A 15,015-nucleotide genomic window follows, 5' to 3' on the forward strand; every position below is an offset into this window, starting at 1 on the left:
TTTAACATGAAGAAAAAAACTTTAATTTTTTTAGCTGCATTATCCACATTAAACTCATTAAATAATGAAGTTAAAGCTAAAGAATACCCAGTAGAAATTCGCCATGTTTTAAGCAACAACAATGCATATTACAGCAGTTACATCACAGAGGTTAAAACAAATCAAGATGTTAAGATATCATCTGAAAATACCGGGAAAATTGAATTTATATTAGATTATGGTGATAAGTTTAAAAAGGGTGATGTTATCGCAAAGATCAACACTATTGAGCTAGAGTCTAAATTAAGAGAGATTGAAGCAGAGCTAAATATATTAAAAGTTGATTACGAGCACAAAAAAGAACTTTATCAGTTTAAAAAAGATCTTTTTTATTCTAAGAGTATCTCTAAAAATGATTACTTGGAACAAAGGAATCACTATAATCTATCTAAAATAAAAATTGATAAATATGAAGCAAAAAGACAAACAGTTAAAAACAAGATTGAGAAATCAACTATTACAGCTCTTTTTGATGGAATATTTGTTGACCGTTATATAAATGAAGGAGAGCTAGCTTTAGAAGGGACAGCAATTGCTAAAATAGTAGGAAAAGAGAGGCTAATATCGAAAGTAAAAATCCCAATACAAAAGTATGACCAACTTAAAGAAATGAAAAAAATATTAATGAAATCTGATAAAAAAGAATATAAAGCAGATATAAAATCATTAATTAACTTTGTTGACAAAAAGACACAGACATTTGAATTGGTTGTTGACATGTCAAAATCAGGATTTTTAATTGGCTCTTTTGTAAAAGCATATATAGAAGAAATAAACCCAGATTATAAATTTTTAGTTCCACGCGATTCAATAATTCATAGGCAAGAAGGAAGCTTTATATATCTAGTCGATCAGGACTCTAAAGCTCAAAGAGTCTCAGTTTCTTTAGGAAATTACTATGGTGATAATGTAGAGGTAAAAGGTAAAATAGCTGTTAATGACAAAGTAGTTGTCAATGGTTCTGAAAAAATATCTCCAGGCTCAAGTTTAAAGCTCTGGAATTAATGACATTATAAATTTAAAGGAATTAACAATGATAAAAAATGAAACACTAAGTAACTATGTATCCGAACGTTTAAGAGATAGACCTAGATTTGCAAAGGAAGACAGGCTAGACCATATACATCGACATTATATAGAAGACCAAAGCGTTTTATTTAATGAGATGTATAGAACGCTAGCGGAAGATAAACTTTCAAATGAGCAATGTGAAGTATTTCTATCTGAATATTTTTATGGCTCAAATAAAGGTTTTATCGAAGATGTACTTCCAGCGGCACAAAGAGAAATTAAAAATCCATTTTATCGTGAATATATAACACATATTCGTAAAGAAGAGTTTGATCCTAAATGCCACTCTGAGCTCTATTTAGAAATGCTTGAAGAGATCGGCGTATCGATTAAGGAGCGCCAAGCAGCGTCTGAGAAATTCATTGAAAGAAGTGTGCTTGGTTATACCGAATGCCCAATTAAAGCCAGTGGTTATGCTTTAGCTGTTGAAGTTGAAGCTGATTACCAAATGGCCATTGTCTACGACTTTATAAAAAGGCACTTCGACAAAGAAACAATTAATAACAACCTGTTTTTCGAAGTGCATTTAGATGAAGATGGTGAAGAGGAACATGCGAGACAAACCATTGAAATGGCAGAAGCAATTGTAAAATCTGATGAAGAGTTTGAACTTTTCAAACAGGGCTTTGACGCTGCATGCCAAGATACTGAACAGTACATGTTAGATATTTTGAAATTGGTGGAAAGTGCTGAATAGTTCAGCACTTTTTAGAGCAGTGGAGTAGTTATGCAAACTCAGCAAGATGTCAAAAAAATCATACCGTCTGATCAGCTAAAGGTTTATAGAAAAAGAAGTGACACAGAATCTTCTATCAGGTTTTCTATTCACCTGACCCTGTTTATTAGTCTGTTTACATTTTTAATCTTTTACAGAGACAACACCGCACTACTTATCGTGTGTTCAATTGCCCTTGGTGGAGTTTGGGCTGGATTCCTAGCCCCCTTTCATGAGTGTATTCACAAAACTGCTTTTAAATCAAAAGCACTTAACCAATATGCTGCTTGGATTTCCGGTATCCTGTTTGGTATGTCTCCTTCAATATACAAGTTCCTGCATTTTCAACACCATCGGTATACGCATGTAATTAATAAAGATCCAGAGATTTGGGGAGATGGTCAGTTCACTGAAACAGGAGCCACCAAGTTTAAGTTTTGGCTTAAGCTGCTAGTAGGTAAAAGTCTACTTATCAGCAAGTTTAAACAATTAATTATATTCTCGTTTAAATCTTATGAAAATAGAAAAAAAAGCATGGGATGGATAATAGAATCAAATGACAAAGATTATATACGTGAAAGCCGTATAATTTTATCAATTTGGATGGTTTTTTTAACATTTTCATTTGCGTTTTTCAGCCAAATGGCATTCGTAGTTTTAAGCCTTGTTTTCTTTCATGTTTTTTGTTCATTTTGGTTAGCAACTGAACATTTTGGATTGCCAAATGAAGGTACAGTGATAGAAAAAACAAGAACCATTTATACCAATAAAATTATTTCATTTTTCCTTTGGAATATGAATTACCATGTTGAGCACCACCTTTATCCAGATATACCTTGGTATAAACTAAGAACTATAAACAAAGAAATAAAGCCACACATAAAAAACAAATCAAATGGTTACATTAAATTTCATATAAAGTTTTTAACTAAGTAGGTTTCCATGAAAGAAAACGTTTTAATAATAGGTAGCCCTTACAAGGTTATTGACAATATTGATTTTAAAAAATTTGATGTTCATGTCGTGATTGATAGATTCACCTATATGAGCTTGTCTAAGGTCACTTTAAAGTGCTTAAAAGATATAAAAATATTTAGAGGAACACTGACTCCAAAGTTTGACTATTATACTGACTGCTTATCCGATATAGATAAACTATTCTGTGAATTAGTTGAAGAGTATGGACAATTCTCTGCCATTATTGCGCCATATGAACACGCAACGTATGCAGCTGGTTTTTTACGAAGTAAGTATGGAATACAAGGTATTTCTAAACACACAGCCCTTATTTGCCGTGACAAATTTAAGATGAAAAAGGCGCTTGCAAACACAAATGTACGTGTCGTACCGGGCATTGTGGTTGATACTTTATCAGATACAAATGTAATTGAGTCCGAGTTTGCTAACTATGATGGCCAGATAGTCATGAAGCCTATCTCTAGCATGGGCAGCAAAGGGGTTGAGATATTTGATAATAAAGCTGCACTTTTAGAATATGCAGCAAACAATAAAATAAACGAGAAACATCTTATCGAGTCTTTTATCTCTGCACCTGTGCTACACATAGATGGTGTGATCAGAAATGGCGAACTAAGGTTCTTCTGTCCTTGTTTATACTTAGAAACATGTTATGCCTACGAACATGAAAATACAGCACTTCCATCAATTTCGCTGTCAGATGAGGACCAAATCCTTGCTTCAGAACAATTAGCAAAAGACGTACTAGAAGCAATCAATTTACAGAATGGTGTTTTTCATTTAGAAGCCTTTTTACTCGATGATGGCTCTCTTATATTTCTTGAAATTGGATGTCGAGCTGGAGGGGCACATATAAATGATATGTATCGAGAAACCTGTGGTCACGATTTGTTCATTGAATCAATACTAGCGGATATGCACCAACCCTCTAATATAAAAGAGGTTGATCGGTCTACGTGGCCTGGCTCACAGTTTACTGTTGGTAGAGTTTATACCAAAACAGGGACCCGTGAACGATCAAAGGTACGAGGGCTCTCTGGCTTAGATAAGATACCAAACTCTGTCGTTTTTGGAGAGACTAGAAATATTGGCAGCACAATCAATTCTGGCTTCGCAATGATGAAAGATCACGCATCCATATTTATATTAAAAGGCCACTCATATTCTGAAGTATTAGCTGACTTAAAAACAATAGAAGACAACGTCAACATTCAGCTAGAAAGAGCTTAAGCGATGCAGACATTAACTTCCCCTGCTCATACATATAAACATGATATAAATATCATGCAGTTTGGTTCCTTAGCAGACTTATTTTCATTCAATATGGCACGGTTTTCCAATGACGTCGCCATTGTTGATAAAAATATAGAGTATACCTATGAAGAACTGCGTCAAGCGGTTGAAAGCATTGCGTATGAGTTAAACGAACTTAACTTGAAGCCAAAAGAATGTGTCACTATTAATCTGAAACCTAGCTTTAAAATGATCTCCAGCTTACTAGCAGTGATGCAGCTTGGATGTCATTTTATATTGTTAGATCAAAACAATACAAAATCTCGAAATGAACAAATTTTGTCCGACAGTAATACTCGAGTACTAATTACCGAAGGAGAATGCGACTTAAACTTTTCTGGACAGAAATTCAGTGCAGACTCCCTGCGAAGTGTTACTGACTTATCATTATCAGCTAGAGCTTATCCTAAATTGGCACTCGATGATTTGGCATATATGGTCTACACATCGGGCTCAACAGGTACCCCTAAGGGCGTTTTAATTAGTCACGAAGGTATAATGAGCTACCTTCAAACGGCGATAAATCAGTACTACCATACCCAATTGGAAGGCACACTACTGGTTGCCTCACCATCGTTTGATATGGGTATCACAAGTATCTTAATACCACTGTGTTTAGGCCACAAAATTGTCATAATGGACATGACTTCCATCACTATCCGCGCAGGAAGATTCCTGAACTCCAAGCAAAGTGGAAATCTATTAATCAGAATCACTCCAACCGGAATGAAGTCAATTTTGTTAGCATCTGGGAAAAAAACTAATGATAACAACCATACATTTGTCATAGGAGGTGAAAATTTTGCAACTTCACTTGCAGAACAAATAAATAAAGTATTCCCTAGCGCCACTATTTGGAATCACTACGGCCCAACCGAATGCGTCGTAGGCTGCACACTTTATCAATATAAAGAAGAAATAAGTGTCTCTGGCAATAACTTACCTTGTGGTGTCCAAATGCGCAACTCAGTTGTCCTGATACTTGATCCACAGACTCGACTTCCTGTTGGACAAGGGGAAGTCGGTGAAATTTACATTGGCAAAGATGCGCTAAGTTTAGGCTACTATAACAACACTCAACTAACCGCTAAGCATTTTATCCATACAGATAAAACAACGGGGAGTTCTCTACCCTCTATTATCTATAAAACAGGCGATTTAGGTTACTTCAATAATATTGGCGAATTAGTTTTTTGCGGCCGTATCGATAATCAGTCAAAAGTAAATGGTTATCGCTTTGAAATGGAAGAAATAGAATCAGTAATTATTGCTTCAAAATTGGTGTCAACAACTGTTGTGATTAACCAAGATGGTACTTCAAAAAATTTAACAGCCTTTATACAACCAATTGAAAAAAACAAGCTAATTTCTCAAGAGTTAATTGGTTATTTAGAGCAATTCTTACCTAGTTATGCCATTCCGGGGACGTTTAAAATCGTAAAAGAATGGCCAATAACATCTAATGGAAAAATTGATAGAAAAGCACTCTGTAAGGGCGAGGTGCATGTATGAAAAAAAAAGATTTGCTCATGGTTGAATGTGGTATTGGGGCTGGAATGTTAGGTGCAGAACAAGGCCCGCCTCTAATTTATAATCATATGGAAGAGTATTTCACTGTATTAGAAAAAATCCATACCGATAGTAAATTACATAATTCAGATTTACCTACGTGCTTAGAGGCTATAAATTTAACCATTGAGAATATATCTCGCGCAGTACAAGTCTATTTCGACAATCAGAAAAGTAGCTTGCTTGTTGTCTTATCTGGTGATCACAGTACCGCCGCAGGAAGCATCGCAGGATTAAAAGCATCTCATCCAGATAAACGCCTAGGCGTGGTTTGGATTGATGCGCATGCAGATATACACTCACCATATACAAGTCCTTCAGGTAACATACATGGCATGCCACTGGCAGCTGTCGTCGGTGAAGATCATTTAGATCTAAAAGTACGGGATGTCTGTAGCACGACTTCAAAGCTGTGGAACAAAACCAAGTCTATCTGCAATGAGGCTGTGAGCTTTAATGATATGTTCTATTTGGGAATTAGAGATCTGGAACCTCAAGAGTGGCAAATACTCGAAAATAATCACATTAATTATTTAACACCCGAGCAGCTACAACAATTGAAAGTTGATGAAATAGTCACGCGAATATCATCAGCACTTTACGATTGCGATCATATATACATCAGCTTTGACATTGATTCGCTAGATCAGTCTCTGGTACCAGGTACAGGAACACCTGTCTCAGGTGGAATAAACGAACAACTAGCCATGTCCATATTAAAGTCCTTGGTTGCAAACCCTAAAATCAAGATATTTGAATGTGTTGAGTTTAACCCTTCTCTTGATTCAAATAATGAAACGCTAGATAGAGTAATGCGTATATTAAAAGGAACTTTGTTCAGTGAATAAGTACAACATTGAACTTATCAAGAAAGTCGATACAAGACTGCCCTCTAATTGTTACTTGTCAAATTTGTACGCTTTTTGTCTATCTTATTATGATGATGCAGACATTATATTTTCAGCTCTACACTTGATGTATAGAGAAAATGAGACGATAACGAGTAACTCTAGAGTAGATTTTATTGACCATTATTTTTCTAATTGCTTCGGTATAGAGAGTGAGTGGAGTCAACAATATTGCGATGGCCACATGTCAGTAGATCGATTCGAATCACTTTTAGCCAATGCATTTAAACAACAATACGAGTCGCAAGTTTTTGGTATATCTATTCCTGAATCTTTCGTTAAACATCGTCAAGATCTAAAAAATGATGCTGAAGAATCACATTATCATTACTTTATAGCTAGTTATTGCCATAAGTTACAAAAAATAAAAGTATTCGACATCGCTAAAACAAGTAAAAATACAGAACTAAAGCAAGTTAACAGCTTTAATTTAGATATTTTTAACACTAAAAAACCATATTACATTTACTTCAACAACATAATAAAAACCTTGGAAAACGTAAAAGAAAAAGAAACAAACATAAGAAGAAAAATATTAAAACACACCCAAGAAAAAACAAAAAGTAACGAATGGTCAATATCAAAGAAAATTCAAGAACACCTATCATCGACAAAAGAAATTAAAGCTAATTTAGATTTTTTCCAAAGGTTATCTAGATATTTATTTTGCTACTTAGACTATATAACCACAGAATCTAATAAGAGAAAAGAGGTTGAAATTAAAGAAAAAGCATCTTCAATAGTTAAAGAGGTATCAGAATTAAAATCACTTTACTACAAGGCTATTTTCTCAAAAAATGAAGAGAGAATATTACATTTTAAAAATGAAATTATTTTAAAGCTTGAAATTTTATTTAAGTTAGAATCTCAAATTTATGATTTTTATGTAACAAGTATGAAATTAAGGAATGTTAAATGAGCAGTATTACAGAACAAGTAATGGAAATGTATAATAAATACCCATACCCATCTCCTGAAGCGGGTCGAGAAAAGCTAGAAGAATTAGCATATTTATTGAAGATATTTTCAATAGAAAACAATATCAACTTAACCGACAAGCATATTTTGGATGCAGGCACAGGTACGGGCCACCGTCTAACGCAGGCAGCAAAAGCATTCCCTGATAGCCATTTCACTGCGGTAGACTATTGTGAAACGTCATTATCAATTGCAAGGTCGTTAGCTACAGAAAATGAACTAAAAAATGTTTTACATAAACAAGTTAATCTAATGGAAGATCTACAAGGTCTTGGTGAATTTGACTTGATCATGTGTATCGGTGTATTACATCATCTCGAGTGCCCTGCAACGGGGCTTGCGAATCTAACTAAAACTCTAAAAGAAGACGGCGCACTTTTATTGTGGCTTTACGGAGAGCTTGGTGGGGCAGAAAGAATGCGTCGAAAGCAAGCTGTACGACTGCTAATGCAAGGTAATAACAATGATTATGAGTCGGGTATTCAACTTGTAAAAGATTTAAAATTTGACCAGTTTGAATTCGGTTGGAACCTTTCTAATATTACTGAAAAAGAATTAAATAGCTTAATCGTTGATGCATACTTAAATATCAATGAGAAATTGTATGATTGTGACTCAATCGGCAACCTAATGAAAGATAGTGGCTTTAAAGCTTATGTCATTTCTGGTGTAACGTCAGAGGAAGATGCATTTTTATATGACACTCGTTTATCAGATAAAACTCCTCTAAACTGTAAAATAACAAATGTATCAAACCTTATTAACACTGATTTACTAAAAGAAAGATATAACGCACTATCAATAGAAGATAAATATCGAGTTGTCGATCTGTTATTTAAACCCAGCGGTTATACTGTAGTAGGCTTAACAGAAGGTTTTATCAATAAACTACCTGAAAACTCAAGGTTAAGAGACAACCTAATATACATAAAAAAATAAACAACAAACAACAAACAACAAACAACAAACAACAAAATTCAATAATATATACAGAGATTAGTTCTCTGTATATATTCTATATAAAGGAATGATAGATGGAAAAAGTATACCCTTTTGGTTATAACTCAGCGGCAGTAGGGATCATGCAATCTCGTTCAGCACAAGATAACGCATCTTTATTTTTAGACTATGTCCAAAATGGAGATCGGATCTTAGATGTAGGTTGTGGTCCAGGTTCAATTACCATTGACTTTGCCGAGCGCTTTGCGCGCTCAGAAGTACACGGCATCGATATAGAACAAGGCCAAATCGAAATAGCAGCGAATGATGCAGCTCAAAAAGGGATAAAGAATTGTCACTTCAAAACAGCAAGCATTTTTGATCTCCCCTACGAGGATAACTATTTTGATGCCGTATATGGCCATACAATTTTGATGCAATTTAGCAATGTCCATGATGCGCTAACAGAGATAAAACGTGTGCTCAAACCCGGCGGTATTATCGCCTTCAGAGAAGTTGATCTCGGTCAGAACTTTTATCACAGCTCACAGTCAGCAATAAAAAGCCTGATGGACATCTTCGCCAAATCAATAAAGCATAACCAAGGCAATCCAAATATAGGACGTTATTTACCGAAATTAATCGGTGAAGCGGGATATCAACTCGAAGAGTGCGCAGCTTCCTACTCTCAACCCACAAAGCCAATGGGAAAAATGATGTTTTATAAGTCAATGCTTTCATTGTGGAATAAAGCAAATTTCACTACCCAAGCAACAGACTTAAAGTGGATCACAATCGAAGAAAGAGACAAGATTGCTCAGAAATTAAAAGAGGAGTCGCGCCGACCAGAAGTACTCGCTGCAATCAATTATGTAGAGATTATTGGCCGCAGTGCGAATTAACAAAGAAATTGGCAGTGTAACTTATTTTGAACTCACAAACAGTACAACGAACACCAGCTGCATATGATTTGCCTATTTTTATAGGGTATAGTGACTGGTTAATAATCTCACAATCGATGGTGGATCAATTTGCTGATATTACTCAGGATAAACAATGGATCCATACAGATCCTATTAGAGCAGCTTCAGATACGAGCTTTGGTGGAACCATAGTGCATGGTTTTTTTACATTATCTCTTATTCCACATTTAACACAAATAATGCGTGAAACACACCCCCTTTTCGATAATGCAAAAACACGAGTAAACCTAGGCGCTAATAATCTAAGATATTTACACCCAATTAAAGTTGGAGCCAAGATTAGAGCAGGTTTAACGGTGGTGGCATGCCAAAAGTATAAAAAATTCGAAAATATAACACTAAAGGCATCTATCGAAACAAACGAAAATGCTCCAATCAAAGCCTGTGAGGTTGAATTGATTGAACGTACATACTATTAAACGAAGGATTACGAATGACTCCACCAGCATTAACACATGTTAGTATGACTGAGCATGGCTCAGTTGTTCGTATTGTAATTAATAATGAGAAGGAACATAATGCATTTGATAGCTTACTCATCGCAGAGTTAACCCGTGTATTAAAGGCACTTTATGATTCAGAGCAGTGCGAAACAATTGTTTTCTCAACAGTTGGACGCTGTTTTTCTATTGGTGCCTCACTAAACTGGATGAAAGAAGCATCCACATTAGATGATGCAGACAATTATAAATCAAGTCGCGAACTCGCTGATTTACTACAGCTCATTCAAAATATGCCGCAAACCACCATTGCAAAAGTACAAGGAGCTGCATTTGGCGGGGCAATTGGCATTCTATGCTGTATGGATATAGTGTTAGCTAGCAAGCGCGTAAATTTCTGTTTTAGAGAGGTAAAGTCAGGCCTAGTCCCTGCAACTATTGCCCCCTATGTGATTGGCTGTATTGGTAGCAAGAAAACCAAGAAACTATTTCAAACAGCCGAGATATTTAGCTGTGAACAAGCTTTTCAATATGGGATTGTCGACATGATTTGTGAGTCTCTCGAAGACATCGATCGACAATGTGACTTAACACTCTCTCAACTAGCAGAGTGTGCGCCTAATGCAAAAAGGATATCAAAACGTTTAGTTTTAGATCTTAAAACAATACCTCCTTCATCAGTACTAGACTACACCGCTCAGTTACTTGCGAAAGTAAGAGTATCTGACGAAGCACAATTGCGTCTAAAGGCATAGCAGTATGTAAAAAGCGAGGCTGTATCACATGATTTTACTACAGTCTCTGCGCTTAATATGCACTCTCGCCAAAATAAAATATCTATTCAACATATCACCCACTACTTACTATGCAGTGGTAAGTCATATCAGCTGCCCATCAATCGCATAAGCAATTGTTCTGCGCAACTAAATCAGGACACTTATCTTAAGGAGCTTTGCTCATATTTAATTGGCGACAGATCTCCATTCGCCGTACGAAGTCGTGCCAAGTTGTAATAGCGTATATACGCTGTCACATCATCTCTCATATGTTCATGAGTTGGCTGAGGTACTTTCAACAACCAATCGTATTTTAAGCTACCGAAGAAGCGTTCAACGACCGCATTGACGCTCCTATGTCAAGGTCAACTTAGTTTTGATAAATCAGAAACGATAATGGGATACAACTCTCTTACAATGTAGCGTTTTAAACAACGCTGGATTTCTTTATTTGATTTGCCTTCTGATGAACGTTTTTCTACATACTTCCTTGTTCTAGAATCATTACGCATTCGAATTAAAGCTACAGTCCAAAGTGCATTATTAGCATCTCTTGCACCACCTCTGTTTAACCTGTGCCGTTGCTTTTTACCTGATGATACATCCAAGGGGCTAATACCACATAAGGCTGCAAAGGATGATTCTTTTTTTAGCCGCTCATGGTTGTCACCAGCAGCAACAAGCAAAGTCGCTGCAACATAACTTCCTACACCATATTGCTCTAGTAATGTAGAAGCTGCTGAGCTGGTTAATGCTTTAAGTCGTTTATCAATTGTTTTTAGCTCGTGTGACAGCATTTCCCATCGCTTTGCTAGCAATTGATATTAGTGTTTCTTCAAGTATGCTGTCTGAATTCATTTCTAGTGCTTTACAGGCAAGAATGCATTGGTAACTCGAAGGGACATAGCATTTTTGACGAATATGTTCTGGCGCAGTAACAAGTAAAGCTCTAATCTGGTTGATTACTTGTGTTTTAGACTTTACTGAGCTTTTCCTTGCTACAACTAAAAACCTCATAGCTTCAACTTTTCCATCATGAGATTTGGGGATAGCAGTAGATTCATTAGCCAAGACAGAGCGAGCTGCATTTTCAGCATCAGTAGGATCGGATTTTCCTCTTAGCCTTCTAACTGCTCGATTAGGACGGTTAACTTCAAAAACTGTAATGTGTTTACCTTGCAAGAACTTACATAAGCCGGCACCATAGGTGCCTGTCCCTTCTAATCCCTAACTACTAGACTAGATACAGGCTAAGGCTGAAGGTCGGCAATGTGTGACATCACTTTCATGGTGACATGGCAGTGAAAAATACTGGTTACACACATCACTACTTGGCGCAACGCAATATATTTCCGGCACCGTATTCGCGTGACCCTTACCAGGCAAAGCAAAGGCCCCTCCCGCAATCGCTGCTGTCTGCGCATGCCCAATGGCGTTGGCATTTTTAGATAACATCTTTACATTTTTTTTCTTTAGATTTAATTTCATATTATTCTCGCTTTGTTTATTGAACTTAACTTTCATTACTTTGTGTATTTAAGTGAGCACTTCTCAGCGTGTCCACTTACTCATTCACATACCACGCCACACCAAAAAATGGAGCCGCCAGCGCTTACTTTAAGGTTGGTACGATACAGTGCTGTGCCATCACACTTGGCTTGATGCACTCTAGACTGTCTATCTGGCAATGCTTATGCGGAGATGTAAAAATCGGCGCTATGTTTTCACTCGTTTGTCCCCCTCCAGCAACGGCCACGGTCTTCACATCATTCATCACTCTCACCGTCGAACTAGAGAGTGTTTTGATGCTTTTTTTCTTAAGCATTAGCTTCATAGCAAACTCTTATTGTTATAAAATTTAAAAATAGAACATCCATGTTCTATCGGCTCTTCACAAAACACGGATATACATAACGTTTAATTAGTTATATAACTCCGCCACTCTTACCAATTATTAATTGGCAACAATCAACCCAATTTAAACCACAATGAGAAAAACAATTTAAACAAATTAAATATATTTATTCAGTTAACAACCTGTATAAAACAAGCAATTAACATGAGCCCATCATGATGTTTAACCTGCTAAAAATCAAACTCAAACAAAAAACAACAATAAGCATATAAAACAACAACCTACATATAAAAATTAGGCATGGATAACACTCTTTTATGGCTTTGATATGAAAAAAACAGAGAAGATATAAAATAAAAAAAGACAGACTTTAAGCCAGTCAAAAACAACATAAAAATGGTTATTAACCATTTAATAAACCATCACAAAGTATAATGACATATAAGAAGGTTTCCATTTATATCGTTAGAGGGAGCTACGCTAAACCTGCAATGTATAAATTAAAGGCTGGAGTAGATGCAGATTGAAGTAGATGCAGATTGAAGTAGATACAGGTTGAAGTAGGTAAAGGTTGAAGTAGATACAGGGTGAGGTAGGTAAAGATTGAAGTAGATACAGGGTGAGGTAGGTAAAGATTGAAGTAGATACAGGTTGAAGTAGATATAGGTTGAAGTGGATACAGGTTGAAGTGGATACAGGTTAAGGTAGATACAAAGAAAGTTAAGCTAGACGACTAAGAGAAGAAGTAGATAATCACCTTACCCCTATTTTACCAGCTAAAAATACACTTCACGCATTAGTATAGTTATCTAAATATCAGACGAAAAAAAGGAGCAAACGCTCCTTATTCATCTTACTATTCTCTAATATTCAGCCGCCACCGATATAATAGAGTTAAAAAGGATTAGGGAAAAGTGCTTCGATGAGAGCTTGATCCCAGGGAAGGCCATTAGAAACACCATCTAAAAACCTGTCAATGACATCACCACCGGCCACTTCTTGTACTTCATATGAACTTAATTCTTTCATCATTAATCTCCTAGTTAAAAATTCGATCATAAGCTTCTTCTAAAAGCCTAACAACAATACTAGCTAAAAAATACTCAGCAAATCCTGCACCATTAACTTCTTGCACTTCGTATAAACTTAATTCTTTCATCATCAACCCCTAATCAAATAAATAACCAATTAATTTATCAACTACAATATTAGCAACAGCATTAACAATACCATCAATGATTAGGTCAAAGAACCCTGCACCATTAACCTCTTGCACTTCGTATAAACTTAACTCTTTCATCATTAATCTCCTAGTTAAATAAATAACCAATTAATTTATCAACTACAATATTAGCAACAGCATTAACAATACCATCAATGATTAGGTCAAAGAACCCTGCACCATTAACCTCTTGCACTTCGTATAAACTCAATTCTTTCATCATTAATCTCCTAGTCAAAGAAATAACCAATTAATTTATCAACTACAATATTGGCAACAGCATTAACAATACCATCAATAATTAGGTCAAAGAATCCTGCACCATTAACTTCTTGTACTTCGTATAAACTTAATTCTTTCATTTTTTCACCCTCTAGTTGAAAAGACCTAAAAATACATCGACAAGCCATTCCCCAATGGCCTCACCCAATCTTATGAAAGCTGAATCTACTGATTCACTACCACCGTTTACATCTTGCACTTCTACTACTGTCAACTCTCTCATTTCTTTCTCCTAGTTAACTACTTATTTAAATTTAAATATAAACTTGAAGCTGGACCCAAAGTTATTACTCCGAACACACTTCCACCACTGATTTTTTCAACATCTTTTATTGAAATAACTTTCATATACATACCATAAAAACAAACCAAATATTAATGCCCAGCCTAGTACAACACCCAGACACACCAAAAAATACAACCGAACAAAACAGATAAACATAAAAACCTATCTGACATTTAATGTAAAAATAAAATCCCTAAACCTTTTATATATGGTGACTGAGGGCAAGCTACCCAACCACAAAAAAGAGTATGAACTTACTTTAAAATACAGTAATAATGCACTCTCTCCGCCAAGAGTAAGTCACACTATAAAAGCCCGTTAAGCTGTATACGAAGATAAATTTGAAGATTACCTTCTCGCACCCTTATTACAATTTTATTTAAACTTCACCACCGAAGAATATAACAATTTAAACCTTGAAGTATTCTCTCTCCGCCAAGAGGAAGCAAAACCTCAAACTAAATAAACAACACTTAATAATAATAATTCAAATAACAAATAAAACCTTGAAACCCAATCTACCAAACAAAAAAACATTGTCAACACAAAAACACAAAAAAAATAAAATAAAAAACAAAACAAAATAAAAAATAACATCAACCACTAACGCCGAATTTTTATTTACCACATTAACAACCCACTTTAATAACCCACTTTAACATCCCATGTTAATATCCCATG

General features: G+C 35.6%; 20 protein-coding genes and 2 pseudogenes. 11 read left to right on the top strand and 11 right to left on the bottom strand.

Annotated elements, in window-relative coordinates; all coding sequences use genetic code 11:
- Positions 1 to 6 precede the first annotated feature (6 nt).
- From N473_RS11775 to N473_RS11825, 11 genes are all read left to right on the top strand, one after another.
- A complete protein-coding gene (locus tag N473_RS11775; protein WP_063368079.1) occupies positions 7 to 1,044 on the top strand; it encodes an efflux RND transporter periplasmic adaptor subunit in 1,038 nt (345 codons plus the stop codon).
- 28 nt (positions 1,045 to 1,072) lie between these two features.
- A complete protein-coding gene (locus N473_RS11780; protein WP_063368080.1) occupies positions 1,073 to 1,807 on the top strand; it encodes a hypothetical protein in 735 nt (244 codons plus the stop codon).
- 30 nt (positions 1,808 to 1,837) lie between these two features.
- Positions 1,838 to 2,761 (top strand): fatty acid desaturase, encoded by a 924-nt coding sequence (locus N473_RS11785; protein WP_063368081.1) that lies wholly within the window; start codon positions 1,838 to 1,840, stop codon positions 2,759 to 2,761.
- A 6-nt stretch (positions 2,762 to 2,767) separates the two neighbouring features.
- On the top strand, positions 2,768 to 4,033 hold the full coding sequence (locus N473_RS11790) for an ATP-grasp domain-containing protein (RefSeq protein WP_063368082.1): 1,266 nt from the start codon (positions 2,768 to 2,770) through the stop codon (positions 4,031 to 4,033).
- A 3-nt stretch (positions 4,034 to 4,036) separates the two neighbouring features.
- On the top strand, positions 4,037 to 5,608 hold the full coding sequence (locus tag N473_RS11795; RefSeq protein WP_063368083.1) for an amino acid adenylation domain-containing protein: 1,572 nt from the start codon (positions 4,037 to 4,039) through the stop codon (positions 5,606 to 5,608).
- Positions 5,605 to 6,513, top strand: a complete 909-nt coding sequence (locus tag N473_RS11800) for an arginase (protein WP_063368084.1) — start codon at positions 5,605 to 5,607, stop codon at positions 6,511 to 6,513. Before N473_RS11795 ends, N473_RS11800 begins: the two co-directional genes overlap by 4 nt.
- Complete coding sequence (locus N473_RS11805; protein WP_063368085.1) at positions 6,506 to 7,492, top strand: hypothetical protein; 987 nt, start codon at positions 6,506 to 6,508, stop codon at positions 7,490 to 7,492. The genes N473_RS11800 and N473_RS11805 overlap by 8 nt, the downstream gene beginning before the upstream one ends.
- Positions 7,489 to 8,490 carry a class I SAM-dependent methyltransferase gene (locus N473_RS11810; RefSeq protein ID WP_063368086.1) on the top strand — a complete coding sequence of 334 codons (1,002 nt, stop codon included), beginning with the start codon at positions 7,489 to 7,491 and terminating at the stop codon, positions 8,488 to 8,490. Before N473_RS11805 ends, N473_RS11810 begins: the two co-directional genes overlap by 4 nt.
- Before the next feature lie 95 nt (positions 8,491 to 8,585).
- Positions 8,586 to 9,392: a class I SAM-dependent methyltransferase gene (locus N473_RS11815; protein ID WP_063368087.1), complete on the top strand. Its 807-nt coding sequence runs from the start codon at positions 8,586 to 8,588 to the stop codon at positions 9,390 to 9,392.
- Between the two features lie 26 nt (positions 9,393 to 9,418).
- Entirely contained in the window at positions 9,419 to 9,892 is a 474-nt protein-coding gene (locus N473_RS11820; protein ID WP_081221118.1) for a MaoC family dehydratase, read from the top strand.
- Positions 9,893 to 9,906: 14 nt separating this feature from the next.
- Positions 9,907 to 10,668, top strand: a complete 762-nt coding sequence (locus N473_RS11825; RefSeq protein WP_063368089.1) for an enoyl-CoA hydratase-related protein — start codon at positions 9,907 to 9,909, stop codon at positions 10,666 to 10,668.
- A 182-nt stretch (positions 10,669 to 10,850) separates the two neighbouring features.
- On the opposite strand, the pseudogene N473_RS25845 reads toward N473_RS11825, so the two are convergent.
- The 11 genes and pseudogenes from N473_RS25845 to N473_RS26895 form a co-directional block, all read right to left on the bottom strand.
- Positions 10,851 to 11,036, bottom strand: a pseudogene (locus N473_RS25845) (IS3 family transposase); the annotation flags it as partial.
- A gap of 18 nt (positions 11,037 to 11,054) precedes the next feature.
- On the bottom strand, positions 11,055 to 11,486 hold the full coding sequence (locus N473_RS11830) for an IS110 family transposase (protein ID WP_063368090.1): 432 nt from the start codon (positions 11,484 to 11,486) through the stop codon (positions 11,055 to 11,057).
- Positions 11,458 to 11,904, bottom strand: a pseudogene (locus tag N473_RS11835) (IS110 family transposase); the annotation flags it as partial. The gene N473_RS11830 and the pseudogene N473_RS11835, both read right to left, overlap by 29 nt.
- A gap of 24 nt (positions 11,905 to 11,928) precedes the next feature.
- Positions 11,929 to 12,177 carry a hypothetical protein gene (locus N473_RS11840; protein ID WP_046354850.1) on the bottom strand — a complete coding sequence of 83 codons (249 nt, stop codon included), beginning with the start codon at positions 12,175 to 12,177 and terminating at the stop codon, positions 11,929 to 11,931.
- Positions 12,178 to 12,301: 124 nt separating this feature from the next.
- Positions 12,302 to 12,523, bottom strand: coding sequence for a hypothetical protein (locus tag N473_RS11845; RefSeq protein ID WP_046354849.1), 222 nt, complete (start codon positions 12,521 to 12,523; stop codon positions 12,302 to 12,304).
- 915 nt (positions 12,524 to 13,438) lie between these two features.
- On the bottom strand, positions 13,439 to 13,576 hold the full coding sequence (locus N473_RS26205) for a hypothetical protein (protein ID WP_155735591.1): 138 nt from the start codon (positions 13,574 to 13,576) through the stop codon (positions 13,439 to 13,441).
- A gap of 7 nt (positions 13,577 to 13,583) precedes the next feature.
- Positions 13,584 to 13,706, bottom strand: coding sequence for a hypothetical protein (locus tag N473_RS26875; protein WP_269202337.1), 123 nt, complete (start codon positions 13,704 to 13,706; stop codon positions 13,584 to 13,586).
- Between the two features lie 6 nt (positions 13,707 to 13,712).
- Positions 13,713 to 13,847, bottom strand: coding sequence for a hypothetical protein (locus tag N473_RS26880; RefSeq protein ID WP_269202338.1), 135 nt, complete (start codon positions 13,845 to 13,847; stop codon positions 13,713 to 13,715).
- 7 nt (positions 13,848 to 13,854) lie between these two features.
- Positions 13,855 to 13,989, bottom strand: coding sequence for a hypothetical protein (locus N473_RS26885; RefSeq protein ID WP_269202339.1), 135 nt, complete (start codon positions 13,987 to 13,989; stop codon positions 13,855 to 13,857).
- 7 nt (positions 13,990 to 13,996) lie between these two features.
- Entirely contained in the window at positions 13,997 to 14,128 is a 132-nt protein-coding gene (locus tag N473_RS26890; RefSeq protein WP_269202340.1) for a hypothetical protein, read from the bottom strand.
- Positions 14,129 to 14,139: 11 nt separating this feature from the next.
- The gene (locus N473_RS26895; protein ID WP_269202341.1) at positions 14,140 to 14,271 is read right to left on the bottom strand and encodes a hypothetical protein; all 132 of its coding nucleotides are present in this window, start codon (positions 14,269 to 14,271) and stop codon (positions 14,140 to 14,142) included.
- Between the last annotated feature and the right edge of the window lie 744 nt (positions 14,272 to 15,015).

The organism is Pseudoalteromonas luteoviolacea CPMOR-1, from assembly GCF_001625685.1.
Classification (GTDB): domain Bacteria; phylum Pseudomonadota; class Gammaproteobacteria; order Enterobacterales; family Alteromonadaceae; genus Pseudoalteromonas; species Pseudoalteromonas luteoviolacea_K.